Raw genomic sequence first — 25335 nt, 5'->3', positions numbered from 1 at the left:
GTAACCTCATGCCACGCATCAAAATTGATATGCCGGACAACTATGTGTTCACCACCGAAATTCCGATTCGCATCAGCGACATCAACTATGGCGGACATTTAAGTAATGACGCGATGCTATCAATCATTCATGAAGCGCGCATTCGCTTTCTTAATCAATATCAGTATTCAGAACTAGATATTGAGGGCTATGGCATCATCATGACCGACTCTGCCATTGTGTATAAAGCTGAAGGATTTCATCGCGAGTTGTTACAGATAGATATTGCCGTCGCAGACTTTAATAAATATGGCTGTGATCTTTACTACCTGCTCACCAACAAGAAAGATGCCAAAGAGATCGCTCATGCGAAGACCGGCATCGTCTTTTTTGATTACGAAGCCAGAAAGGTTGTCCCTGTTCCGGCTGCGTTTAAAGATCGTATGTTAAAAGAAACCTAAGCGATTATTCATCTGCATAATCATAATGAATATGGCTGAGATTTTCGAAGCGGGTATATTTACCGATAAAGGCAAGGCGTGACGTTCCGATAGGTCCGTTACGCTGCTTACCGATAATTATCTCAGCCACACCTTTCTCTGGACTGTCTTCGTTATAAACCTCATCACGGTAGATGAACATAATAACGTCTGCATCTTGTTCGATCGCTCCCGATTCACGAAGATCTGAGTTTACCGGGCGTTTGTTAGGACGATTTTCAAGGCTTCGGTTCAACTGAGACAAAGCGACCACAGGGCACTGCATCTCTTTGGCTAAGGCTTTTAACGAGCGAGAGATCTCTGATATCTCTGCGGTTCTACCTTCTGACTTACCCGTTTTTAATTGCATCAGCTGAAGGTAGTCGACCATGATCATGCCCAGATCACCCTGCTCTCGAACAATGCGACGAGCACGAGTTCGCATTTCATTCGGACTAATCCCTGCCGTATCGTCAATAAACAAAGGCTTACCTTTCAGCATATTGACCGCCGTTGTCAGCTTTGGCCAATCCTCTTCCAGCAACTGCCCGTTACGGACCCGAGTCTGATCAATCTTACCCAAGGATGACAACATACGCGTGACCAACTGGTCAGCAGGCATCTCCAAACTAAACACCAATACTGGCCGCTGCGTTCCCATCAGCGCGTTTTCGACCAAATTCATCGCGAAGGTGGTGTTATGTACAAAGAAATCTTGAGCGACAAAGTTATGTAGTTCTGGTACGGTCAGGTCATAAACCTGCTTATAACCTTGATATTCGATAGCAACAACTTTATCCCAATAAATATCTGAAGTACTCAACTTGGCTAGATACTGATCATCTAGGAGTGCTGCAAACTCAGCGGCTCTCCGACGACTCAATTGACGGCGACTTCTACCCGATAAATGAGGATTATATCCGTCAGGAAGAGTAAGCCCTTTGGCAGCGAATATTTCTGACCAACTACGTTCATTCTTGAGGCTTAGCAAGTAATCAATTGCAGTTTCAGGGAGTGCGTCTAGATTGCTATGTGAACGTCGATCTTTCAGGATGCACTGGGCTTCTAAAACCTTAGCCTCTTTGCCGAAGATACCTATCTCAGTACAAAAGCGCTTAACACTGGTTTGATCAAGCACTTCAATTTCATACTGCACACGCTCGTGATGGTGTTTCTCGCGCCGTTTAGCAATAACACCAAAGCGCAGCAAAAGATGTTGAATTTGTTCGGCAAGAACTTCACTGGCACTGCCATAAGTCAGCCTGACTTGACCCGAGTTACTAACCGACACCCCACCATCACAGGCAAAGAGTCGATTCAAAAATAACGCTACCTGATCACGTGGCAACTGAAACACTATCTCAGGAACAGCTTTCTCATAGGAGAGTTTACCCCAAAGCTGATTTTGCTTTAGGTATTGAGTCACTGGATTAAATAATGTCGAAGCGGACTCAAACAACGGTTGTGATGTTGCCTGGAACTCATCACCTAATACACCACATAGCTCGCCATAAAGACGAGGGGATGGAACAGCAATCGCATTACGCCAATGACTAATGGTCGATACCGCAGTACCTAACTGTGCAGCTAACTGTTTACCGGTATATCCAGCAAGATTAATCGCCTTATTTAACAATTCGGCAAAGAACTGTCTTGTCGATACAGGATCATCGCTACGGCCTGCCACTCTATAACTTGGAGCACGATCTGAAAGCTCGGTACGACAGACTTTAATCGATCCAAAGCTTTCAACTGCGACGATAAAATCATCCATGATTTGTGCATTAGTATTCGTAAAAATGGGTGAACTTTGCGTTGTACCTCCATCTCCTAGAAAGTAGGCCAGTGTTTTAATTTTATATTCCGCGATAGATTTGCTACCAAAAACAGGAAGTTTGCGTGGCACCGCAATTACATCATTGAGATTTACTTTCGCCAAAGGCTGCCAGCCGTAAGCGGTTAAAAATGGATGTGTCAGTGTGGTTTCAATAGTTCTACCTAGGGCTGTCCTTACTCGATAAACGGGCTTGAGGCCATCATCAACGAATGCACTTGCCTTTCGTCGCTCTAATTTGAAATGATTGTTCAGACTTAGAACATCTGCTTTCTGATGCTTTACCATCTCATCAATCGTTATGCGTGCACCTGTTATTGGATCTACTAAAAGAGAACCGGATACGATGCATTTCCCCATCGAGGGCCGTGCTGCCACAATAATTAAATCAGAGGGTTGTAAACCACCAGTGCGGGCATCCAGATCGTCAAAGCCGGTTGTGACACCCGTCAATGCATCGGCGTTATTAAAAAGATGGTCAATACGTTCAACGGCACGTTTTAGCAGCGGATTAATAGGTTCTGGCCCGCCTTGATTAGGGCGGTTTTCAGCAATCTGGAAAATCTTTTGTTCCGCTTCGTTTAGAATTTCTTCCGAAGCACGGCCCTGTGGCTGAAAGGCACTGTCGGCGATTTCATTCGCCACCTGAATCATCTGCCGTAGCAGCGCCCTATCACGAACGATTTCAGCATAGGCACGAATGTTACTGGTGCTGGGTGTATTTCTGGCTAGCTCAACCAGGTATTCAAGACCACCGGCTCGCTCTAATTCTCCTGATCGATCTAACTCTTCAGAGAGGGTAATGACATCAAATGGACGATTTTCATCCACTAACTTCTGCAAGGTGCGGAAAATCATTCGATGGTCGGGTCGATAGAAATGGCTATCAACCAAAATTTCAGAGACTGCATCCCATGCTTGATTATCAAGCATCAAGCCACCCAGTACGGATTGCTCTGCTTCAAGTGAAAACGGAGGCGACTTGATCGAGTCGATCGTGTCCTGTGTCTGTTCAGCGAAATCCATTGGACGTGATACCGAGGCGTAAAATCAGGAAATGACTATTCTAGCGATATTGTGCGGAGGGGTACAGCTTGGAAAAAATTGTGTTGCGGTAAAAACAAAAATGCCTGATAAGTTAGCGCTTTAGCTCACACTTACCAGGCATTTAGAATAAAGCAGAATTACTCAGCAGCAACCGTCAAAGTGATGCTTGCAGTCACTTCAGGGTGTAACTGAATATCAACAGAGAATTCACCAACATGGCGGATAGTGCCTTCTGGTAAACGCACTTCACTCTTATCAACAGCATGACCTGCTGAAGTCAGCGCTTCTGCGATATCGCGAGTACCGATAGAACCAAACAATTTACCTTCTTCACCTGCTTTACCAAGCATGGTCAGTGCAAATTCATTCAGTGCTTCGGAACGCGTGTGTGCTTCAGCGAGTTTAGCAGCAGCGGCTGCTTCTAGCTCTGCACGACGCTCTTCAAACTTTGCAACGTTAGCAGCAGTTGCTGCAACCGCTTTACCCTGAGGTACTAAGTAGTTACGTCCGTAGCCGCCTTTAACAGCAACTTTGTCACCTAAACTACCCAATTTACCAATATTTTCGAGCAGAATAACTTCCATCTCGTAAACCTCTTTTTTCTGCAGATTGCAGTATCTTAATTCTTTGCTGGAACTTTAGCCCGTAGATCCATTAATGCATCTACGCATGCCAGTATCACCAACAATGTAACCATATAGGGACCGACTAAAATGATCGATGCGTAAGTCGCTACCAACCAGCCTTTATTCAGTCCCCGCTTAGAAACCAGCCCGTGTATCAAGGCTAATCCTGCCACAACCAGTGGTAGAAGTAGCAGTGCAAACCATCTTGAAATATCAATTCCAGTCATTTTGCTAGCCAATAACACCAGTGCAAGAGCGACAGCCAATATGACCGGCAGTCTTAACTGATGAAACTCGGATTGGAAACCACCTGGATTAAACAAAGCAGCTTGCCAACTTCTTGCTAGCATCAAGCAACCCAACATACTGGCTACTTGAAATGCGCTGACAACCCCTACCAGTAGACCTCGCACTCGCGATTCTGACCAGTCTTGGAATGCTGCACCACGTTCACTGGCAAGTTGTTGAACCGATGTCGCGATTTGATCCAATAATGGAGCCAATCCTACATCGAGTATCAGACTGCACACGACACCTAGCGGTATAATGGCAATCAAAACTTTTTGCCAGGAAACGGTTTGGCGAAGCAACACTGCCAACACATACGTTCCTGAAATCACCAATATTGCCGATGGATCACCGGAAAAAATCCAGAAAAAACTTGGCAATACGGCCCAAAACAATAGTTTTGCACCTTCTGATACACCCTTTCGTAGGGTAATCAGAGCAACCCCTGCTGCACTAACCCAGTAGAGCAGAGGTAACATGGCGGCAATAACAACCACCATAATCGCCTGATTGCGACCCTTTAATAGCGTTTCTGCAAGGGCTCGCACGGCGTTAACTCCTATCCTTACTTAGCGTTAATTACCTTACTCGTGACCGTCAGTGTATGGCAGCAACGCAATGTAACGAGCACGCTTGATAGCAGTAGCTAGTTGACGCTGGTAACGTGCTTTAGTGCCAGTAATACGGCTAGGTACGATCTTGCCAGTTTCAGTAATGTAAGCTTTTAAAGTTTCCAGATCTTTATAGTCGATCTGGGTAGTGCCTTCTGCAGTGAAACGACAGAATTTACGACGGCGGAAAAAACGTGCCATTTTCCTTTCTCCTATAATTCAGATTAATCTTCAGCAGTTTCCTGCTCATACTCATCAGTCGACTCTTCGTCGCGAGACTGACGCTCTGAGCGATCTTCACGGCGGGGCTTACGCTCTTCACGTGACTCAGCTGCTTTGATAGGAGAAACTTCAGTAACGGCTTCTTTACAACGCAGGATCATGCTACGCAGAACCGCATCGTTGTAACGGAAAAGGCTTTCCAGCTCATCCAAGGTTTCTTGGTTACACTCAATGTTCATTAGAACATAGTGTGCTTTGTGAGCATTGTTGATCGGATAAGCCATTTGACGACGACCCCAGTCTTCTAGACGGTGAATCGTGCCTTCAGCACCTTCGATCAAATTCTTGTAGCGTTCCAACATAGCTGGAACTTGTTCGCTCTGATTCGGATGAACCAGAAATACGATTTCATAATGACGCATTTTTGCTCCTTACGGTTTTGCAGCCCCCTCTTCACCCTATGTGACAGGAAGCAAGGAGTTGAACAAATAAAACGGAGTCGAAATTATACGTGACTCTTCAAACAATCACAATCTGTAACTAGACTATTTCAAAACTATGAGTAATCTTCACACCGCCACGCTCAAGCATCAGGGATGCAGAGCAGTATTGCTCAGCAGAGAGCTTAACGGCTCGTTCAACCAAGTTAGGCTTCAGCGCCTCGCCCGTTACGACGAAATGGACATGTATTTTGGTAAAAACAGCAGGAACTGACTCTGCTCTTTCCGAGGTGATTTCAGCACGACAGCCGGTTACTTGCTGACGTGATTTTTTTAAAATTTGCACAACATCGTAGCTGGTACAGCCACCTAGTCCCATGAGTACTAACTCCATCGGACGAGGCCCTTGCTGTAGATCGGCATCTATCATCACATCAAAACCACTGCCACTGGTGGCGTTAAAACGTAGATCACCTTTCCATTCAACCTTGGCTTGCATCGTCTTTTCTCCTGCTATTAAGCAAACAGTGCTTTAAGTTTTTCACCTGGATCGTCGGCACGCATAAAAGACTCGCCAACCAAGAAGCTTTGCACACCCTGAGCACGCATCTGTGCGACGTCATCAGGGGTATTGATACCGCTTTCTGTCACCACAATACGATCATCAGGAATAGCGCTTAATAGATCAAAGGTGTTATTCAGTGATACTTCAAAGCTATGAAGGTCACGATTATTAATACCAATCAAACGTGTATTCAACGGCAACGCACGCTGAAGCTCATCAGCACCATGCACTTCAACAAGAACATCCATACCTAAGGATTGGGTTAAGTCTGCTAACTCAGACAACTGCTGATCGCTCAAGGCGGCTACAATCAACAAAATACAATCCGCTCCCAGCATTCTTGCTTCATAAATCTGATAGGGATCGACGATGAAATCTTTACGAATCACCGGTAAGTTGCAGGCCTCTCTGGCCAACAGCAGATTACGATCCGAACCCATAAAAAAGTCGACATCTGTTAATACTGACAAACAGCTTGCACCCGCTTTTTCATAACTTTGTGCAATCGCTGCCGGATCGAAGTTTTCGCGAATCACGCCTTTTGAGGGACTGGCTTTTTTCGCCTCCGCGATAATGGCAGAGCGTCCTGACGCAATAGAGCGCTCAAGCGCGTTAACAAAACCACGTGGGTCTTTATCACTACCCTGCTGTGCTGCAATTTTCGTTTGCAAGTCCTGAAGACTGACTTGTGCTGAGCGCTCAGCCACTTCTTCGCGCTTTCGTTGAATTATCTTCTTTAAAATGGTCGGAGTATCATTCATTCTGCTGTCTCAGTGAACTGTTGACTGAACTCGGCAAGCGCCGCCATTTTGTTTGCGGCACGTCCGTCTTGCATCACTTCTAACGCTTTTTGCACACCTTGTTGATGGCTGTCTGCCTGTCCGGCTAACCAAATAGCAGCTCCAGCATTCAGCGCAATAATTGAGCGTGCTTTTCGCGCTACTGACTCTTCACTATTTGAAAACGCTTTGCGGATCAGTTGCAGCGAATCCTCTGGAGCCTTCACTTCTAAACCGATCAAGCTTTGGCTTTCTATCCCTAAGACCTCAGGCGTAATGTTATATTCTTTAACAACACCGTCTTTAAGTTCCGCAACATGGGTCGCTGTCGCCAAGCTAATTTCATCTAAACCATCATCAGCATGCACAACCAACACGTGTTCAGCCCCTAACTGCTGCATTACTTCCGCCATCGGACGACACAGAGGCTTACTAAACACGCCGATGACCAGATGCTTTACGCCAGCTGGATTCGTCATGGGACCTAAGATATTAAACAGAGTACGAATACCCAGTGACTTACGCACACCGATAGCGTGTCGCATAGCACCATGATGAGCAGGCGCAAACATAAAGCCAACACCCACCTGATCAATGCATGCAGCAACTTGATCAGCGGTTAGATTAAGATTAATACCCGCCGCTTCGAGTAGATCAGCACTGCCACTGCTAGACGACACTGCACGATTACCGTGCTTAGCCACATGAACGCCAGCTGCCGCGGCAACAAACGAAGAAGCCGAGGAAATATTGAATAGGTTGGCACCATCACCCCCAGTACCCACGATATCCACTAAACGCGTAGCCTGAGTTTTTACGGGGGTTGCCAGTTCGCGCATCACTTGTGCAGCCCCAGCAATTTCATCAATGGATTCACTTTTCATTCTCAAGGCCACTAAAAAAGCACCCATCTGTGCATCGCTACACTGTCCGGTCATGATCTGTCTCATGACATCCACCATTTGCGCCCTGCTCAAATCCAAGTGATCAACCACCCAGCTTAGCGCTTCTTGTATTTGCATTATTCTTCTCCTATTAAGCCTTCGCGGTTCATCATTTCATTGTTAAAAAATTCGCCAGCAGACCATGACCTTCTTGAGTCAAAATAGCTTCAGGATGAAATTGCACACCCTCTAATGGATAATGTTTATGACGAATACCCATCACCTCATCCATTTGCCCTTGTTCATCTTGAGTCCAAGCAGTTATTTCAATATCACTAGGTAAAGAGTCTGGGTCTAAAACCAGAGAGTGATATCGAGTCACCTGTAACGGATTCGGCAATCCCTGAAACACCCCTATATTACTATGATATACAGCGGATGTTTTGCCATGCATGACTTTTCTTGCTCTAACAACAATACCACCCAGTGCCTGACCTATCGCTTGATGACCTAAACAAACACCGAGTATCGGTAACTTCCCAGCAAACTCAGTGATTGCCTGTAATGAAATACCCGCTTCATTCGGCGTACAAGGCCCTGGAGAGATCAACAAGCGCTCTGGTGCCAAACGAATAATATCCTGCAAAGAGAGTTCATCATTACGAAATACAGTGACTTGCTGCTGTAGCTCACGAAGATAATGCACCAAGTTCCAAGTGAAGCTGTCGTAATTATCGATCACTAGGATCATATCTACGGTACCCAAATGATGTTCAAAATAGATTAACCAGATCCGCCTCAATTCGAGCGGCTAATAAATTCAAGCGCACAAGAATAGAGTAAACATTCACTATTCGAAACCCCTGATTACGTTCATCTCTCATTCCGATTCAGATTACAGTCAGCTAAGATACTGATAATTGAATTAACTTCAACTGATGGCTCTGCAACAGAAACATTGAAGACTTAAAACAGAACAGGAACTTATCATGCAACACCTTCGCTCGATTCATGATCTACGAGTACTAACGTTACCATTAGGCTTGTTGCTAATACTCGCAATACTGACTGGCTGTGCTACGTCACCTACCGGACGTTCGCAACTGACCATGTTCAGTGAGTCACAAATGGCCAGTATGGGACAAGCCAGCTTCGCGCAGATCAAAGAACAGGAAAAAGTCTACAACCACCGACCTACACAGACTTACGTTCAATGTATCTCAGATGCTTTATTTGCCGTTGCTGGGACACCTTCAGGTGAGTGGGAAGTGATTGTCTTTGCCGATGAAACTCCCAACGCCTTTGCCTTACCAGGGCAAAAAATTGGTGTTTATCGGGGAATGTTGAATGTCGCCACTAATCCCGATCAATTGGCTGCGGTTATCGGACACGAAATTGGGCATGTACAAGCGCGCCATGGCAATGAGCGAGCATCGACAACCTTTGCCACACAGATGGGACTTGCTATCGCCAGCGCGGCACTGGCAACCGAAGGTGGTACGGATGAGCGGATGCTTGCAGCACTCGGCTTAGGGGCTCAGGTAGGTATCTTACTGCCTTTCTCGCGCCAGCATGAAATTGAAGCGGACCTGATTGGTTTGGATTTAATGGCTAGAGCAGGCTTTGATCCGCGGGAAAGCATTCAACTCTGGGAAAACATGCGCCAGAAAGCTGGAGGAAGCCCGGTCGAATTTTTATCCACTCACCCAGGTCATGGTACGCGAATTCGCACTTTACAAGAGTCGATGCCAGAAGCGATGGTTAAATTCGAAAATGCGCGTCGACAGGGAAGAGTTCCCCGTTGCACACCACCTAGATAATCACATGACTTAGTTAACAAAAACGGCTGCAAAAGCAGCCGTTTTTGTTTAGGGCTTGAAACTCTTAAACACGTAAAATAGACACATCTTCAGCCTGAAGACCCTTGTCACTTTCACGAACATAAAATTTAACACGCTGCCCTTCATTTAAGGAGCGATGACCACGTCCACGTATATTGCGGAAATGTACAAACACATCATCACCGTTTTCACGGGTAATAAAACCAAACCCTTTAGACACATTAAACCACTTCACACTCCCTGTTTCACGATCATCCGGTCCATTAGTAAATTCGTCTTCATCATCATCTTGATCATCTGCATAACCAGAATCTCTTTGAGATGATGCGACATTCGCAGCAGGAACACTCAGTACAAAACCTGTAATCATCGAGGTTACAAAGGCAACCGCAACAATCACCCAAAGATTACCACCTGAAACCGCCTGAGCGACGCCCACTAAAACAGCCACAATGACTGCAAAAACAATTACTTTTATCAATTGATTACCACTCATATATCTTATCTCTTTCACTTTTCACAACAGATTATTTATAGTCAAATGATGGCTAGGGCTGGGATCCATTCTATTACGCACACTTCCTTAAGCCACCAAACAAGTAGGTATATATTATTTAGCGCCTTTTTTCAATGCGTTATAAACAAGAAGCCAACATTCAATTTATTCGATCCATCAAATGCAGAGACCTGAATGAACATGTGTGATAACGAATCCTTACAAAATCTTGAGTCTCGTGTCGCCTTTCAAGAGGCCGCTATCGATCAATTAAGCGACACGATAGCAAGACAAGAACTGGAACTAGATAAAATGACACGAATGATTCATCATTTAACTCAACGGATAAAAGAGTTCAGCGAAGGGCAGCCGCTGAGTGACAATAATCAACCGCCGCCACATTATTAATATCTCAGATGAGCATAAAAAATAGAGTTTACCGGCTAATACTCAGATTAATGATTCGTGAACGCATCTCTGGAAGTGGCGAACTTAGCGATCACAAGGATACGATCTATGTATTGGAAAAACCCTTTACCGCAGATCGGCTGATTTTAGAAAACAGATTACGCCAAGTTAAGCTACCCTATGATTCGCATCGTATTACCGCTATCAACAATCAAGATATCGATAGCCTTCGTCAACAAATCGAAAACTTGGTTTCTTTGCAGCGCAATGATCCCGATCGATCTATAAAACTTCAGCCTGTTATGATCATGGCAGGGCATCTTCCGAACACTCAACAGGCGTGCTTACAGACTGCTCTGACAGAAAGCTGGCACACTCATGGTAAATTCACTCGCTTCCTGAAATTACTCCTGAACGGACGATCTACTCTAGTTCGGATTGATGAACCCCTGATTTTGAACGATTTAATTAAACCAAATATTAGTGATACTGAAGTGGCTCGACGGGCAGTGTGGGTGCTGAGAACGCACTTTCAACGCTGTCGACAAGCCATACTAGGACCCGACCTTTCCCATCGAAGAACCTTAATGGACCAGGTGCTAGCTTCGCCTGAAGTCAAAAAAGCGATTACGGAAACCGCCTTAAAGAAAGGATTGACGAGCACCCAAGCTGAAAAACAAGCGACAGAAGCGATTGATGCAATTGTTGCTGACTTTAGTCCGTCGACCGCGCGCATCTTGAACCACTTAATACACTTTTTACTGCACCGACTCTTTAGCCGCATCAACCTTCAGGGGCTAGATCAAATTCAACAACTTGCCCTGACTCATAACCTAGTATATCTGCCCTGCCATCGCAGCCATTTAGACTACATCCTGCTGTCTTGGCTACTCTATCGTCACGGTTTAATGGTGCCACATGTGGCGGCAGGGGATAATTTAAACATCCCTGTTATCGGCGGTATTTTACGACGCGGTGGCGCTATTTTTATGCGCCGAAGCTTTAAAGACGACCCTCTGTATGCGGTCATTTTTAGACAATACCTAACCTTAATGCTGCATCGTGGCCATAGTATCGAATACTTTATTGAAGGGGGTCGTAGCCGAAGTGGTCGATTACTGACAGCTAAAGCTGGTTTACTTAAAATGACATTAGATGCTTGGTGGCAAGCACCCGAAAAACCTTTGGCACTGATACCGGTTTCTATCAGTTATGACCGTCTCGTCGAAAGCCAAAGCTATCAAAAAGAGCTTTCTGGTGGAGCCAAATCTAAAGAAAACCTGTTAGACACGCTCAAATCATTACGTATTTTATTCCAGCGCTATGGTGAGGTAAGCATCAGTTTTGGCGAAACACTTAAGTTAACCAGAGAGCCGCATTTATCAAATTCACCGCCATCAGCATCAATCATTGGTCGAGAAATTATTGAGCGCATCAATCAAGCCTTTAGTGCCTCACAAATGTCGTTAATAGCCAGTATTTTACTCTCCGCACCTCATCAACAGATGCGCGAGGCAGAGCTGAACGCGCGCTTAGCTGAGCTAACGACTTGGCTTTCAGATAGTGGTGTATCAACTCCTTTGGATAGCCCACAAAACTGGATCGAACAAGCCGCTTTTCGTGAACAAATTAGCCGGGGACAAAACGCTATCGCACTGACATCAGACCAGGCCGCTGAGTTGACCTTTTATCGAAATATGTTGATGCATCAGTTGATTTTACCTGGCTTGATATTGCTGTTCTCACGGCGCCTAGCTTCCTCTGGAACCAGCACACAAACTCGACTTCTACGTGCTGTTTATCCCTATATCCGCGCTGAGCTTAACTTACCTGACCCTAAAGGAGATCTCGATCTTAAGTTAATTCATAAAGCACGTGATCGACTAAAAGAACATCAGTTACTCGCCAACAAAATGGATGGATTAGAGCCATCAACCAAACTTAAGCCTTTGGCAAAGCATCTTATTCGCTTAGCTGAACCGGTTCTACTCCGTCAATACTTGCTAATTTTAGTCATTACCCGCTTACAGCAGGCAAGCGAAATTGAACTGATGGAAACGACCAGGGAGCTAGCACTTCATATCCATCTTCACTATGGTTATGCAGCACCAGAGTATGCAGACAGGCGAGTTTTTGAAGGCATGACAGAACAAATGCTTGAAGAAGATATACTCACTGGCAATGCAGAAAAACTGCAATTGACGCGACCTCTAGACAACGTACTTAAGCTCGCTGACAAGCTATTTCCAGCGCCCGTTATTGAAAAAGCTAACCAATGGTTGGTTGATAAGGGGATTTCTAGCTAGCTGCGGCTAGCTGGTTAAGCGAACACAGAACACGACTAGCTTAGCTTTTTAAGCGCATAGATATCAAAGCGACTGCTTTTTCCATCTAATTGGTATGAAGGTGAGCGATTCATTAGATAGGGAGCTTTTCTTGGACGTTTCACCACCACTCGGCATTCTGCAGCGCCTAAAGCCGCCTCTAAAAGTAGGTCGGCATCGTCATCCGCACCCACTAAATCGCGAAAAACCAACATCTCCTTCTTCACCAAGGCAGTTTTATCCCGATGAGGAAACATAGGATCAAGATAGACTACCTCTGGGCGCTGCTCTTCAGGACGACCCGCTGCAGCTGTCAACCAGTCCAGAGCTTGTGCATGCTGAACATGCATTCGTTCAATAATCGACTGCAAGTCGGCGTGTTGCTTCGCTCGTTGCATACCATCTTTAAGCAAACTAAAAATAACGATGGAACGCTCCACCATCTCGACATGACAACCGAGACTGGCAAGCACAAACGCATCTCGCCCTAAACCCGCTGTCACATCTGCAATACGGGGACGCAGACCTTTACCAACACCGCAGGCTTTGGCGATCATCTGCCCTTGACCACCACCGAACTGACGGCGATGACCTACCGCGCCACCGACAAAATCCACCCAGATAGGTCCTGACGCTTTTGTCCCACAGGGCTGAATAGCCAGTCCATTCTCGGTAAACAGCAAAAGGTATTTGTAAGGGACATCAGCATACTCATGGACTTCTACACAAGGCAGACCCAAAGTGTCAGCTAAAGCACTCGCTTGAGGCTTATACAATTCATGTTGCCATGCACAGGCTAAGGGCAAAAATTCTGCCATAGGCTTAACTGACGGCAGGCAAATTGAAATAGATGAACAACAAAATAGCACCGAGAATCATTCGATAAATGACGAAAGGCATCATCCCGATCTTAGCAATCCATTTCAGGAAGAAGTGAATACACATCCAAGCACTAATTCCAGCAATCACTGCACCAGCAAACAGCATATGTAATGGCAAAATACTATCACCTGAGGTCACGCGACTAGCCATCATGATACAGGCCCCTAGGGTTACAGGAATGGACAACAAAAAAGAAAAACGGGCTGCAGACGCACGATCAAACCCTAGCAACAGCGCCATCGTAATGGTTGCACCGGATCGTGAAGTACCCGGAATCAGTGACATGGCTTGAGCTAATCCTATCCAAACCGCGTCTTTAACACCGATGTTTTTTAATTCACGATGTTCTGTGCGCTTCGTATCTGCCCAACCCATCACAGCACCAAACAGCAGAGTTGTTGATGCAATAACTAAGATTGAACGGCCCCAAGTTTCCACTAAACCCACAAACAACCCACCCGCAATCACCGCAGGCAGGGTACCCAAAATAACTAACCAACTCAGGGTTCCTTCAGGGCTGTGGCGTCCCTGTAAAGAGGCTATCCAAGCAATAAACATCTGCTTTATATCATGGCGAAAATAGATCAGCACCGCAATTAAGGTACCTAGATGAACACCAACATCAAACGCTAATCCTTGATCTTCCCAATTTAATAATTGAGCCGGCAAAATCAAATGAGCCGAACTTGAAATAGGTAAAAATTCTGACAGTCCTTGAATCAGCGCCAATACGGCAACTTGAATCCATTCACTAAAATTCATTGTTGATCCTTTTTCTTCCAAGCAACTTGGTCACGTAAATATACCGGCTGGGCCGCTTCTGGCGTAAATACCTTACCCTGCTGAAAATCTATCTTTGCAAGGGTCAGCATTTCTGATGCGCGAGGATAACATTTTGCATCTGAGCTTTGAATGCTGTTGCGTATCCCTTCAGAAAAACGATCCAGATACACCAAGCCCGTTCCGATCGCGATTAGGGGTTTTGCATCAGAGATAATTGTAACCGCATCTGGAGAACTCACCTGTTCTGGCTGGAGTAAGCTGACACCCTGTTGTTTTGCTTCACACACGGACCAATACACTTCATCCATTCGTGCATCCAGAATAGCTAGCACTTGCGCATCAGGTGACTTTTTAAGCTCACTGTTTGCCAAGGCACTGAGTGTCGATACGGGAAGAAGTGGAAGATCAGCTGCCATCGCAAGACCTTGTGCTGCACCTGTGGCTATGCGAATTCCAGCAAAAGAACCCGGCCCACGACCAAAAGCAATCGCATCCAGAGAAGATAGCGTCACACCCGCATCAGCTAAAATTTGTTCTACCATCGGCAACAACAGATGCGTATGACGACGAGGCTCGATGCGAAAGTCTTCGATCACTTCATCTCCTAGCATTAATGCGACAGAACATGCATCAGAGGAGGTATCTAACGCCAACAAACGCATCATTGTAAGTACTCCTCTCCCCAGCGTGGCATCAGGGTTTGATCTATTTTTAATTGATTAAGAATGCGCGCCACGACAAAGTCGATCATATCTTCAATTCGCTCCGGTTTATGATAGAAACCTGGAGCGGCTGGTAAAATAACCACGCCCTGGCGTGAAAGTGACAACATATTCTCAAGATGAATAGTGGACAAGGGTGCTTCTCTGGGCACTAAAATCAACTGTCGTCTTTCTTTTAACGCCACATCAGCAGCACGTTCTATCAAGTTATTACTTGCACCGGTCGCGATAGCCGATAAGGTACCGGTGCTACAAGGACATACCACCATGGCTGCGGGCGCACCCGAACCTGATGCGACTGGCGACATCCATTGCTCTCGTCCAAACACACGAATCTGGCCTTCCTGCGCCGCATAACGCTGTTGTAAATAGCTTTGTTGAGCGTCAGGCGTACCTGGCATCTTTTCATCGGTTTCAGTCGCAATCACGACTTGAGCGGCTTTCGAGATCAACACCATCACTTGATAGTTAGCTTTGACCAAGCATTCTAATAGTCTTAGGCCATACTGGGCACCAGAGGCACCGGTGATCGCTAAAGTGATGCGCCCGCTATATTCTGTAGACATTTGCTAAGCCCTTAAAGCCGTCAGAAGTTTTTGATGAACGCCGGCAAATCCGCCATTTGACATCACCACGATATGCGTTCCTGGTTGTAATGTTGTGACTAAGGAGTGAACCATCTGTTCAATATTATCAAAAACTAGCGCGGGACGTTCTGACTTTTCAGCAATCGCACTTAGCGACCAATCCATACCTGCAGGCTGATACCAAAAAATCTGATCAGCAGTTTGCGTGCAATCCACTAAACGCTGCTGATGAGTGCCTAAACGCATGGTGTTGGAGCGAGGTTCGATCACCGCAACAATCGGAGCATCACCCACGGCTGCTCTTAAGCCCTGCAATGTCGTTTCGATAGCGGTCGGGTGATGGGCAAAATCATCGTATACCTTGACGCCCCTCACTTCACCCAACAACTCCATCCGACGTTTAACACCGGAAAATTGACTTAAGGCTTCTATGGCTTGCTCTGGAAGAACGCCGACATGCCTAGCGGCGACTAACGCATTCAAGCCATTCATCACATTATGCTCACCGGTTAAAGACCAGCTCACCACTCCTAAGGATTCCCCATGATGAAGCACTTCGAATTTAGAACCATCCTTAACTAACAACTCGGCTGTCCATTCACTTCGATGATTCAATCCCGTTTTAACCTGCTGCCCCCAACATCCCATCGCAATCACTTCTTCTAAGGCTTCAACATCCGAGGGATATATCACTTGACCCGATGCAGGCACTAAGCGGTTAACATGGTGAAATTGGCGCTGAATGGAGGCCAAATCAGGGAAAATATCCGCGTGATCGAACTCTAGGTTGTTCATGATTAACGTACGCGGCTGGTAATGCACAAACTTTGAACGTTTATCGAAAAAGGCGGTGTCGTATTCATCTGCTTCAATGACAAAAAAAGGCGTATCTCCTAAGCGAGCGGAACGCTCAAATCCTTGTGGAACACCGCCAATCAAAAAACCTGGCGACATCCCAGCTTGCTCCAGAATCCAAGCCAACATGGTAGATGTGGTGGTTTTTCCATGTGTGCCCGCCACAGCCATCACCCAACGACCCGGCAATATATAATCATGGAGCCATTGCGGACCTGATGAATAAGGTAACCCTTTCTCTAGCATGTATTCGACACAAGGATTTCCCCGTGACATTGCATTACCCACAATGACTAAATCGGGCGCTGGATCAAGCTGAACAGGATCATACCCTTGAATCAACTCGATACCTTCAGCTTCTAACTGAGTCGACATAGGAGGATAGACGTTTGCATCAGAACCCGTGACTCGATGACCCGCTTCTCTTGCCAAAATCGCGAGAGAGCCCATAAAGGTTCCACAGATACCTAAAATATGAATATGCACCTTAATCCATCCTCAAAAAAAACGTGTTAAATCATATCAGTTTTATCCTTGCCTGTTTATCCCTGACAAGGGAGTAAGGATTAGATTTTTAAGGCCCATAGCTTGTGCAATTATATTGATTTTCGCGTACAATCGCGCCTGTTGTAAGGAATACATCAACATTAGCCAGTAACGAACGCCGAGGATTGAGCCCGTCATGCAACTCTTGAGTAACTTTCTCAAACACAAAAAAATCGACTCTGAACTGATCGAACTCATCGACACCCTAATGCTTGCTTGCAAAGAGATCGCATTACAGCTCCGTGAAGGCGAACTTTCGGGAGTGCTGGGTATCTCTGATAACACCAATGTTCAAGGCGAAACTCAAAAGAAGCTCGATATTATTGCTAATGAAGTCCTGAAAAAAGTTGTTTTAGATAACCCCCTAGTTCGCGGCGTTGCTTCAGAAGAGGAAGACCACGCCGTATTTGGCAATCCAGAAGGTCGTTTCTTGGTAACCTTTGATCCGCTGGATGGTTCATCCAATATCGATATCAATGTTTCAGTGGGTACCATTTTCTCGATTTTGGAAGTACCGCAAGGAGACCATGAAGACAGCGATGATCTTTTCTTGCAACCCGGCACCCAGCAACTGGCCGCGGGTTATGTACTCTATGGTCCTCATGCAGTTCTGTCACTCACCACAGGCGATGGCGTGAACATGTTCACCTTGGCACACACGGGTGACTTCTTACTGACTCACGAAGATGTCACCATCCCAACGACAACACGTGAATTTGCCATCAACATGTCAAACCAGCGTTATTGGGAACCTGCCATGCAGCGCTATATCAGTGACCTGATTCAAGGCTCAGATGGCCCTCGTGAGCAAAATTACAACATGCGTTGGATCGCCTCCATGGTTGCCGAAGTGCATCGCATCTTAACTCGTGGCGGTATGTTTAGTTATCCATGGGACTCCAGAAACCCAGATAAGCCAGGAAAGCTACGTTTAATGTATGAAGGTAATCCTATGAGTATGCTCATTGAGCAAGCCGGTGGGATTTCTTCAACCTGCTACGGTCGTATCATGGAGATTCAGCCTAAGCATATTCATGAGCGTGTTTCTATTGCTCTGGGATCTCGCGATGAAGTGCAAGTGTTGATGGACTACCATCAGCAGAATCCTACTCAACACTAATACCGTTATTGCTGATAGCCTTGCAAACCTGACCCTAAGTCGAATAGCGGTCAGTTGTCTGTGGCTTTAAAATAGCGATAACGCCGGAATTCAACTTAACCGTAACTTGTAATCACAGGAATTAACCTATGAGCTTTGTAAACGTACCTTCAGGCAAAGATCTGCCTAACGATATTTACGTCATCATTGAGATCCCGGCTGAAAGCTCGCCGGTCAAATATGAGATAGATAAAGACTCTGATGCTGTATTTGTAGACCGCTTCATGGCAGCGCCTATGTTTTACCCAGCCAACTACGGTTACATTAACAACACCTTAGCTGATGATGGTGATGCGCTGGATGTTCTAGTTATCACTCCTTACCCGGTGGTTGTTGGCTCAGTAATTCGCTGCCGTCCAGTGGGTATTTTGAACATGACTGACGAAGCGGGTGAAGATGCCAAGCTAGTTGCGGTACCTCATGAGAAGCTTTCAAAAGCCTACGGCGACATCAACGATATTGATGATCTGCCTCAGCTAACCAAAGACCGCATTGCACACTTCTTCGAAAACTATAAAAAGCTCGAAGTTGGAAAGTGGGTGAAGGTTGAAGGCTGGTCAAATGCTGATGCTGCTCGTAAAGCGATTGTTGAATCGGTTGCAGCTTACGAAGCAAGCAAATAAGTCACTCTTCCTGTAATAAAAAACCCGCTAGTATCAGCGGGTTTTTTATTGCTATTTTTAGCATTAATCACGAGCATGCTGCACTAAATCCTCGACAACTTCTTGCTCAACATGCAAGTCGTTATCGCTATCAGGATGAGGCAATACCAGATTTAGAATAATCGCCACCACACCGCACAAGCTGACACCCTGCAAACTCATCGCGCCTTCACCGATCGCCATACCGCCGATACCAAACACAAGCACCGTAGCAACAATGACCAAGTTTCGTTGAGCAGCCATATCGACCTTCGCTTTAATCAGCGTGTTCATGCCAACAGCTGCGATAGAACCGAACAATAGAATCAAAATACCGCCCATCACCGGCGTTGGAATGGTTTGTAGCAACATGCCAAACTTAGCGATAAAGGCTAACAGGATAGCAAAGCCAGCCGCCCAGATCATAATAATGGGATTGAAGGCTTTGGTCAGCATCACTGCACCCGTCACTTCTGAATAAGTAGTGTTAGGCGGTCCACCAAACATAGCCGCAGCAGACGTCGCCACACCGTCACCGAACAGAGTACGATGCAAACCCGGTTTTTTAACGTAGTCTTTTCCCGTTACATTACTGATCGCCAGCATATCACCCACATGCTCTATGGCAGGGGCTATCGCGACAGGCACCATAAATAGAATCGCTTGCCAATGAAATTCCGGCATGACAAACGCAGGCATCGCGACGATGGGGGCATCGTGAACACGAGTCAAATCCACCATCCCCATAAACCAAGCGGCAATATAACCCACAATAACACCACAAAGTATCGGCAATAAGCGGAAGATACCTCTCGCAAAGACAGCCACTGCACCTGTGGTAATCAAGGCAATCATGGCAACGATAATGGCATCTTGATAGGGATAAATTTCAAAGCTGCCATCCCCTGCTTTACCCATCGCCATATTGACAGCAATCGGCGCCAAACCTAACCCTATCACCATAATGACAGGCCCAGTCACGACAGGAGGAAGAATTCGGTGTAAAAACCCAGGGCCTTTAAGGCGAACAGCCAAGGCAAGGCACATGTAAGCAATACCTGCTGCAAACAAAGCCCCCATCGTTGCAGGAACACCCCAGGTTTGCACAGAGAAGATTATCGGTGCGATAAACACAAACGAGGATGCTAAAAAGATAGGAACAGTTGCACCCGTAATAACGTGAAATAACAGTGTACCTATGCCTGCTGTAAACAAAGCTACACTGGGATCGAGTCCTGTCAGCAATGGCATTAACACTAAAGCGCCGAAGGCGACAAATAGCATCTGCGAACCTGCTAGTATGGTTCGCCAGTTAAAGTTACTGGCGCTTTGCGCCACTTCTCCACTCATATTCTTCTCCACTCTGACTGATATAGGTTATGACTAAGTTATGAATAAACATCATGGCTTAAGAATTAAGCCTTAGCGCGTACCAAAAATTTTATCTCCTGCATCGCCTAAGCCAGGAATAATGTAACCTTGTTCATTTAGGTGAGAGTCAACGGAGGCAGTAAAAATATCGACATCTGGGTGAGCTTCAGTGACTTTTTTAATGCCTTCGGGTGCGGCCACCAATACCAATGCACGAATACTGGTACATCCTGCTTTTTTGAGCATGTCGATCGTTGCGATCATTGAACCACCCGTGGCAAGCATCGGATCAACAATCAACGAAATACGCGACTCAATATCACTGGCAAGTTTTTCAAAATAAGGAACCGGCTCGAGTGTCTCTTCATCACGATAAACACCCACCACAGAGATTTTTGCGCTGGGCACTAGATCAAGGACACCATCTAGCATTCCTAAACCTGCGCGCAAAATAGGTACCACGGTAATCTTTTTGCCCTTAATACGTTCAACGGTGACAGGACCATTCCATCCTTGAATCTCATAGGGCTCTAACTCGAGATCCTTAGTGGCCTCATAGGTTAGCAAACATCCCACCTCAGCCGCTAATTGTCTAAAACCACGTGTACTTTTATCAACCGATCGCATTAATCCTAATTTATGCTGAATCAAAGGATGCTTAATTTCGTGCAGACTCATGCCAAACCTCTCTGTGCGCTCAGTTGTTTTTTTCATAGATGTATTTAGCATTCAATTCTTAGGCAAAGTTACTCTTATTTCAATGCATTTAGCCGTATTGTCTGAGATAAGTTGCCCTTTAACCTTTAGCACAGTATTGTTTTGCGTTTATTTAGCGCACACAATGTTGCGCAACCCAACCAAATAACCGTCAACTCACTCATAGAGTCTTATCAGAGCAATCACATGTCCCAGGTTGAATTAAACGAAATTAAGCAAGTCTACGAAGAGGCCGATCTTCTTTTTACAGCTGAACAGGTTGATGGTGCCATTTCAGAAATGGCTGATAAGATCAGCGCCTCATTAAAAGATCAAAACCCTGTGGTGTTTTGTGTCATGAATGGCGGCTTAGTTATTACCGGACAACTCTTAACGCGTTTAGATTTTCCGTTAGAAGCTTCCTACCTTCATGCTACTCGTTATCGCAATACAACCTCAGGTCATGCACTGGAGTGGAAAGTCCCACCCATGTCAGCGTTTCGTGGCCGTCCAGTCTTGATCGTCGATGACATTCTCGATGAAGGTCATACCCTAGTGGAGATCATGGAGCATTGCCGTCGTGAAGGTGCCAGTGAAGTCTATGCAGCGGTACTGATCGATAAACGTCATGATCGCAAAGCAGTTAAAGGGTTGAAAGCGGAATTTACCGGGTTAGAAATCGAAGACCGCTATATCTTTGGTTACGGCATGGACTACAAGGGCTATTGGCGCAATGCGCCGGGCATCTATGCAGTAAAAGGGATGTAAGATCTAGGCTTCTGAGTTCAATCAGAAGCCTTAAGCTCATTATAAAGCGCAACAAACTCCTGGGTGAGTTTGTGTGCGGGTGCCAGATAAATTAATGGCTTCGCTTCAATATGCGACTCTTTCATCTTTACGGATGAGGAGATACGTGACTTCATCACGGGTACGGTCTCAGATTCTAGCTCTGCCACTAAACGTTGCGGTAACGTAGCACGAGGCTGGAATTGATTAACAACAATCCCTTCAACCGTTAGTCTGGCATTATGATCAGCACGGGTTTCTTCAATATTGTTCAGCAAGCTATATAAAGCCTGGCGAGCAAATTCGTCACAATCAAATGGAATTAAGCACCTTTCTGCACCGGCAAGCGCTGACAGGGTGAAGAAATTAAATGCCGGTGGCGTGTCGATATAAATTGCATCGTACTCATCACGCAACTCTTGCAATGCATCACGTAGTTTATAGATTTTATGCTTGGTTTCTAACTTGGATTGAAGATCGGTTAAATCAGGGTTGGATGGAATCAACCACAGATTATCAAAAGGTGTTTCGTGAACATAGTTGCTGGGTGGATGTGGCTTTAGCTGAAACGACAGGGTCTGTTCAAAAAAATCCCGAATATCGCTGGTAGGTAGGTTGGAGTCATCTCCCAGTAAATAGTGCGTCGAGTTACACTGTGGATCTAAGTCAATTACCAGCGTTTTAAGGCCGTTATAGGCACTAATTGCCGCTAAGTTAACCGCAATACTCGATTTACCCACGCCGCCTTTTTGGTTAAACACCACGCGAATCATAACGTATCCATCTCCTCTAAGGTCATTTGGCGCTTAAAACACCATCCCCACAGCGTAAATTAAAAAACTACAGCACTATGCTACGAATACCGCCGACGGTCAACGACTCGAAAGTATCAAGACACCACTTTCGTAATTTTGACTGGTTAAATGCGCTGAACTTCGTCTAACTCGCAGCCAACAGACAAATTTTCTACGGTAAAATAGACACAACATAGGATTTCAGGCAAACTAGCGTTACTTAAATAGAAAGTTTAATAACCAAGTTTTGCATAAGCGTAAATAATTGCTGCTAGCTAGCGGCAAGCGTGCTGCAAAGCTGAAGTGACTGGAGTCTGTCGCGAACACCATGGCAAAGATACTCTTAATCAATGGTCCAAACCTGAATTTACTGGGTACCCGTGAACCCCATATCTACGGTAGCCAGACACTTCAGGATATTGAAAAGGCGCTAACCGAAGAAGCCCTACGCCAAGGTTATGAGTTACTCTGCTATCAAAGTAACGCGGAGCATGCCTTAATTGAGCGCATTCACAAGGCGCGCGACGAGCAGGTTCAGTTCATTCTGATCAATCCAGCAGCTTATACGCACACCAGTATCGCACTTAGAGATGCGTTATCAGGTGTTGCTATCCCCTTTATTGAAGTGCATCTATCCAATGTTCACGCTCGTGAATCCTTCAGACATCATTCTTATCTGTCGGATATTGCTCGTGGCGTCATCTGCGGGTTAGGCACTGATGGTTACCATTTTGCTCTACAGGCTGCCATCAACAGTTTGAAGAGCTAATTTTTTTATTATTGTCACTCAATTAGAGAAGCAAAGCAGAATGGATATTCGTAAGGTAAAAAAACTCATCGAATTACTTGAAGAGTCAAACATCAACGAAATTGAAATTAAAGAAGGTGAAGAGTCTGTTCGCATCAGCCGTGGCGGAAGTGTTTCAGCTGCACCTGTCTATCATCAGGCTCCTGTTTATCACTCAGCACCTCAAACTCAATCAGCGCCAAGCGCATCAACTGCAGCAGAGTCTGAGTCAGGTAAAGCAGAAGTGGCGATGAAAGGCCATGTGGTTCGATCGCCCATGGTAGGCACTTTCTACTCATCTCCATCACCTAGCTCACCTTCGTTTGTCGAAGTAGGTAAGCCAGTTAAAGCGGGTGATGTTATCTGTATCGTGGAAGCGATGAAGATGATGAACCAGATCGAAGCAGACAAATCCGGTATCGTTGAAGCGATCCTGGTCGAAGATGGACAACCGGTTGAATACGATCAACCTCTGTTCACTATTGTTTGATCCATTTACTGACGCAAGGATCTTTTAAAGATGCTGGAAAAAGTTCTGATTGCAAACCGCGGTGAAATAGCACTGCGAATTCTGCGGGCATGCAAGGAGCTGGGCATACGGACTGTCGCTGTGCATTCACAGCCAGATAGAGACCTACTGCACGTTCGTCTTGCTGACGAAGCGGTCTGCATTGGCCCTGCCCCCTCAAACAAAAGCTACCTCAACATTCCTGCACTGATAAGCGCAGCAGAGGTAACCGATAGTGTAGGTATTCATCCTGGCTATGGCTTCCTTGCTGAAAGTGCCGCTTTCGCTGAACAAGTTGAGCGCTCAGGTTTCACCTTTATCGGCCCTACTGCAGACGTTATTCGCCTGATGGGAGATAAAGTCTCGGCTATCGCGGCAATGAAAAAAGCGGGCGTACCAACGGTACCCGGTTCAGATGGCCCACTACCTGATGATAACGATGAACTTTATGCCATTGCGGAACGCATCGGTTATCCCGTCATCGTTAAAGCTGCAGCAGGTGGCGGTGGACGAGGCATGCGCGTTGTTCATTCCGAAGCAAGCTTGTTGAATGCTATTCACGTCACTCGCTCTGAAGCGGGTGCTGCCTTTGGTGATGACACCCTTTACATGGAGAAGTTTTTAGAAAAACCTCGCCATGTTGAAATTCAAGTACTTGCTGATGGTAAAGGGAATGCAATTCACCTTTATGATCGTGACTGCTCAATGCAGCGCCGTCATCAAAAAGTGGTGGAAGAAGCCCCAGCTCCAATGATAGATGAAGAAGCACGCCAAACGGTATTCAAAGCCTGTGTCGATGCCTGTATTCATATCGGATATCGTGGTGCGGGTACCTTTGAGTTCCTCTATGAAGAAGGTAAATTCTATTTCATCGAGATGAACACTCGTGTTCAGGTAGAGCATCCTGTTACCGAAATGGTCACCGGTGTTGATATCGTTAAAGAGCAGCTTCGCATCGCTTCGGGTATGCCACTCTCTTATAAGCAGGAAGATATCAAACTGCTAGGGCATGCGTTCGAATGTCGAATCAATGCTGAAGACCCTAAAAGCTTCTTACCTTGCCCTGGCAAAGTAACCCATTATCATGCACCGGGTGGCAATGGCGTGCGTGTTGATTCGCATCTTTATGATGGCTATACCGTTCCACCTCACTATGATTCGTTGATCGCGAAATTGATCACTTATGGTGAAGATCGGGCTACAGCGTTAAGAAGAATGCAAAACGCACTCGATGAAACCATGATTGATGGTATTCGAACCAACATTCCGTTACACATGGAAATTGTTCGTGATGCCAACTTTATGAATGGCGGTGTTAATATTCACTACTTAGAGAAGAAGCTAGGTTTATAAGTAAACTGAGTCTTCTGAATCAAGCCCGCTTCTGCGGGCTTT

The 25335-nt window shown here is 45.8% G+C and carries 28 protein-coding genes; 10 read left to right on the top strand and 18 right to left on the bottom strand.

The window, feature by feature from the left end:
• Window positions 1–8: 8 nt before the first annotated feature.
• Complete coding sequence (locus F7R24_RS02105) at window positions 9–440, top strand: acyl-CoA thioesterase (RefSeq protein ID WP_151669592.1); 432 nt, start codon at window positions 9–11, stop codon at window positions 438–440.
• 4 nt (window positions 441–444) lie between these two features.
• Here the strand turns inward: F7R24_RS02105 and dnaB are convergent, their stop codons facing one another.
• The 9 genes from dnaB to F7R24_RS02060 all read right to left on the bottom strand — a co-directional run bounded on the left by dnaB (window position 445) and on the right by F7R24_RS02060 (window position 8505).
• Window positions 445–3318, bottom strand: coding sequence for a replicative DNA helicase (dnaB, locus tag F7R24_RS02100; RefSeq protein ID WP_151669591.1), 2874 nt, complete (start codon window positions 3316–3318; stop codon window positions 445–447).
• Between the two features lie 158 nt (window positions 3319–3476).
• Window positions 3477–3923, bottom strand: a complete 447-nt coding sequence (gene rplI, locus F7R24_RS02095) for a 50S ribosomal protein L9 (RefSeq protein ID WP_151669590.1) — start codon at window positions 3921–3923, stop codon at window positions 3477–3479.
• Window positions 3924–3958: 35 nt separating this feature from the next.
• Complete coding sequence (locus F7R24_RS02090; RefSeq protein ID WP_151669589.1) at window positions 3959–4801, bottom strand: hypothetical protein; 843 nt, start codon at window positions 4799–4801, stop codon at window positions 3959–3961.
• 36 nt (window positions 4802–4837) lie between these two features.
• Window positions 4838–5065 carry a 30S ribosomal protein S18 gene (rpsR, locus tag F7R24_RS02085; protein WP_151669588.1) on the bottom strand — a complete coding sequence of 76 codons (228 nt, stop codon included), beginning with the start codon at window positions 5063–5065 and terminating at the stop codon, window positions 4838–4840.
• A gap of 23 nt (window positions 5066–5088) precedes the next feature.
• A complete protein-coding gene (gene rpsF / locus F7R24_RS02080) occupies window positions 5089–5508 on the bottom strand; it encodes a 30S ribosomal protein S6 (protein WP_151669587.1) in 420 nt (139 codons plus the stop codon).
• A gap of 118 nt (window positions 5509–5626) precedes the next feature.
• On the bottom strand, window positions 5627–6025 hold the full coding sequence (locus tag F7R24_RS02075; protein WP_151669586.1) for an OsmC family protein: 399 nt from the start codon (window positions 6023–6025) through the stop codon (window positions 5627–5629).
• A 17-nt stretch (window positions 6026–6042) separates the two neighbouring features.
• The gene (gene trpC, locus F7R24_RS02070) at window positions 6043–6852 is read right to left on the bottom strand and encodes an indole-3-glycerol phosphate synthase TrpC (RefSeq protein WP_151669585.1); all 810 of its coding nucleotides are present in this window, start codon (window positions 6850–6852) and stop codon (window positions 6043–6045) included.
• Window positions 6849–7892 carry an anthranilate phosphoribosyltransferase gene (gene trpD, locus F7R24_RS02065; RefSeq protein ID WP_151669584.1) on the bottom strand — a complete coding sequence of 348 codons (1044 nt, stop codon included), beginning with the start codon at window positions 7890–7892 and terminating at the stop codon, window positions 6849–6851. The genes trpC and trpD overlap by 4 nt, the downstream gene beginning before the upstream one ends.
• A gap of 31 nt (window positions 7893–7923) precedes the next feature.
• Window positions 7924–8505: an anthranilate synthase component II gene (locus F7R24_RS02060; protein WP_151669583.1), complete on the bottom strand. Its 582-nt coding sequence runs from the start codon at window positions 8503–8505 to the stop codon at window positions 7924–7926.
• Between the two features lie 238 nt (window positions 8506–8743).
• On the opposite strand from F7R24_RS02060, the gene F7R24_RS02055 reads away from it, so the two are divergent.
• The gene (locus F7R24_RS02055) at window positions 8744–9574 is read left to right on the top strand and encodes a M48 family metallopeptidase (RefSeq protein ID WP_151669582.1); all 831 of its coding nucleotides are present in this window, start codon (window positions 8744–8746) and stop codon (window positions 9572–9574) included.
• Between the two features lie 64 nt (window positions 9575–9638).
• Here the strand turns inward: F7R24_RS02055 and F7R24_RS14880 are convergent, their stop codons facing one another.
• A complete protein-coding gene (locus F7R24_RS14880; RefSeq protein ID WP_151669581.1) occupies window positions 9639–10091 on the bottom strand; it encodes a cold-shock protein in 453 nt (150 codons plus the stop codon).
• Between the two features lie 195 nt (window positions 10092–10286).
• Between F7R24_RS14880 and F7R24_RS02045 the strand changes: the two genes are divergently transcribed.
• Window positions 10287–10499, top strand: coding sequence for a SlyX family protein (locus F7R24_RS02045; RefSeq protein WP_151669580.1), 213 nt, complete (start codon window positions 10287–10289; stop codon window positions 10497–10499).
• Window positions 10500–10549: 50 nt separating this feature from the next.
• Complete coding sequence (locus F7R24_RS02040) at window positions 10550–12805, top strand: 1-acyl-sn-glycerol-3-phosphate acyltransferase (protein WP_168926758.1); 2256 nt, start codon at window positions 10550–10552, stop codon at window positions 12803–12805.
• A gap of 35 nt (window positions 12806–12840) precedes the next feature.
• Here F7R24_RS02040 and F7R24_RS02035 read toward each other — a convergent pair whose 3' ends face one another.
• The 5 genes from F7R24_RS02035 to mpl are packed head-to-tail and all read right to left on the bottom strand — an operon-like array spanning window position 12841 to window position 17138.
• Entirely contained in the window at window positions 12841–13641 is an 801-nt protein-coding gene (locus F7R24_RS02035) for a class I SAM-dependent methyltransferase (protein WP_151669578.1), read from the bottom strand.
• Between the two features lie 4 nt (window positions 13642–13645).
• Window positions 13646–14467 carry an undecaprenyl-diphosphate phosphatase gene (locus F7R24_RS02030; protein ID WP_151669577.1) on the bottom strand — a complete coding sequence of 274 codons (822 nt, stop codon included), beginning with the start codon at window positions 14465–14467 and terminating at the stop codon, window positions 13646–13648.
• Window positions 14464–15153, bottom strand: coding sequence for a tRNA (adenosine(37)-N6)-threonylcarbamoyltransferase complex dimerization subunit type 1 TsaB (gene tsaB, locus F7R24_RS02025; RefSeq protein ID WP_151669576.1), 690 nt, complete (start codon window positions 15151–15153; stop codon window positions 14464–14466). The genes F7R24_RS02030 and tsaB overlap by 4 nt, the downstream gene beginning before the upstream one ends.
• Window positions 15150–15776, bottom strand: a complete 627-nt coding sequence (locus F7R24_RS02020; RefSeq protein WP_151669575.1) for a flavin prenyltransferase UbiX — start codon at window positions 15774–15776, stop codon at window positions 15150–15152. The genes tsaB and F7R24_RS02020 overlap by 4 nt, the downstream gene beginning before the upstream one ends.
• Window positions 15777–15779: 3 nt before the next feature.
• Window positions 15780–17138 (bottom strand): UDP-N-acetylmuramate:L-alanyl-gamma-D-glutamyl-meso-diaminopimelate ligase, encoded by a 1359-nt coding sequence (gene mpl, locus F7R24_RS02015; RefSeq protein ID WP_151669574.1) that lies wholly within the window; start codon window positions 17136–17138, stop codon window positions 15780–15782.
• 196 nt (window positions 17139–17334) lie between these two features.
• Here mpl and F7R24_RS02010 point away from each other — a divergent pair, with 196 nt between their 5' ends.
• Complete coding sequence (locus F7R24_RS02010) at window positions 17335–18318, top strand: class 1 fructose-bisphosphatase (protein WP_151669573.1); 984 nt, start codon at window positions 17335–17337, stop codon at window positions 18316–18318.
• Window positions 18319–18446: 128 nt separating this feature from the next.
• Entirely contained in the window at window positions 18447–18980 is a 534-nt protein-coding gene (gene ppa / locus F7R24_RS02005; protein WP_151669572.1) for an inorganic diphosphatase, read from the top strand.
• Between the two features lie 63 nt (window positions 18981–19043).
• Here the strand turns inward: ppa and F7R24_RS02000 are convergent, their stop codons facing one another.
• Window positions 19044–20348 carry a uracil-xanthine permease family protein gene (locus tag F7R24_RS02000; protein WP_151669571.1) on the bottom strand — a complete coding sequence of 435 codons (1305 nt, stop codon included), beginning with the start codon at window positions 20346–20348 and terminating at the stop codon, window positions 19044–19046.
• Between the two features lie 72 nt (window positions 20349–20420).
• Window positions 20421–21047, bottom strand: coding sequence for a uracil phosphoribosyltransferase (gene upp / locus F7R24_RS01995; protein WP_151669570.1), 627 nt, complete (start codon window positions 21045–21047; stop codon window positions 20421–20423).
• 225 nt (window positions 21048–21272) lie between these two features.
• Here upp and F7R24_RS01990 point away from each other — a divergent pair, with 225 nt between their 5' ends.
• Window positions 21273–21833: a hypoxanthine-guanine phosphoribosyltransferase gene (locus tag F7R24_RS01990; protein WP_151669569.1), complete on the top strand. Its 561-nt coding sequence runs from the start codon at window positions 21273–21275 to the stop codon at window positions 21831–21833.
• A gap of 17 nt (window positions 21834–21850) precedes the next feature.
• On the opposite strand, the gene F7R24_RS01985 is transcribed toward F7R24_RS01990, so the two are convergent.
• On the bottom strand, window positions 21851–22624 hold the full coding sequence (locus tag F7R24_RS01985) for a ParA family protein (RefSeq protein WP_151669568.1): 774 nt from the start codon (window positions 22622–22624) through the stop codon (window positions 21851–21853).
• A gap of 349 nt (window positions 22625–22973) precedes the next feature.
• On the opposite strand from F7R24_RS01985, the gene aroQ reads away from it, so the two are divergent.
• From aroQ to accC, 3 genes are read left to right on the top strand one after another with little or no spacing between them, the layout of a single operon-like run.
• Complete coding sequence (gene aroQ, locus F7R24_RS01980; RefSeq protein WP_151669567.1) at window positions 22974–23414, top strand: type II 3-dehydroquinate dehydratase; 441 nt, start codon at window positions 22974–22976, stop codon at window positions 23412–23414.
• A 40-nt stretch (window positions 23415–23454) separates the two neighbouring features.
• Window positions 23455–23922, top strand: coding sequence for an acetyl-CoA carboxylase biotin carboxyl carrier protein (accB, locus tag F7R24_RS01975; RefSeq protein ID WP_151669566.1), 468 nt, complete (start codon window positions 23455–23457; stop codon window positions 23920–23922).
• A 30-nt stretch (window positions 23923–23952) separates the two neighbouring features.
• Window positions 23953–25293 carry an acetyl-CoA carboxylase biotin carboxylase subunit gene (gene accC, locus F7R24_RS01970; protein WP_151669565.1) on the top strand — a complete coding sequence of 447 codons (1341 nt, stop codon included), beginning with the start codon at window positions 23953–23955 and terminating at the stop codon, window positions 25291–25293.
• Window positions 25294–25335: the final 42 nt, after the last annotated feature.

This window comes from Nitrincola schmidtii (genome assembly GCF_008973715.1).
GTDB classification, from domain to species: Bacteria; Pseudomonadota; Gammaproteobacteria; order Pseudomonadales; family Balneatricaceae; genus Nitrincola; species Nitrincola schmidtii.
Note: the sequence above shows the minus strand (reverse complement) of the source record. Positions and strands in the feature narration are given on the sequence as shown.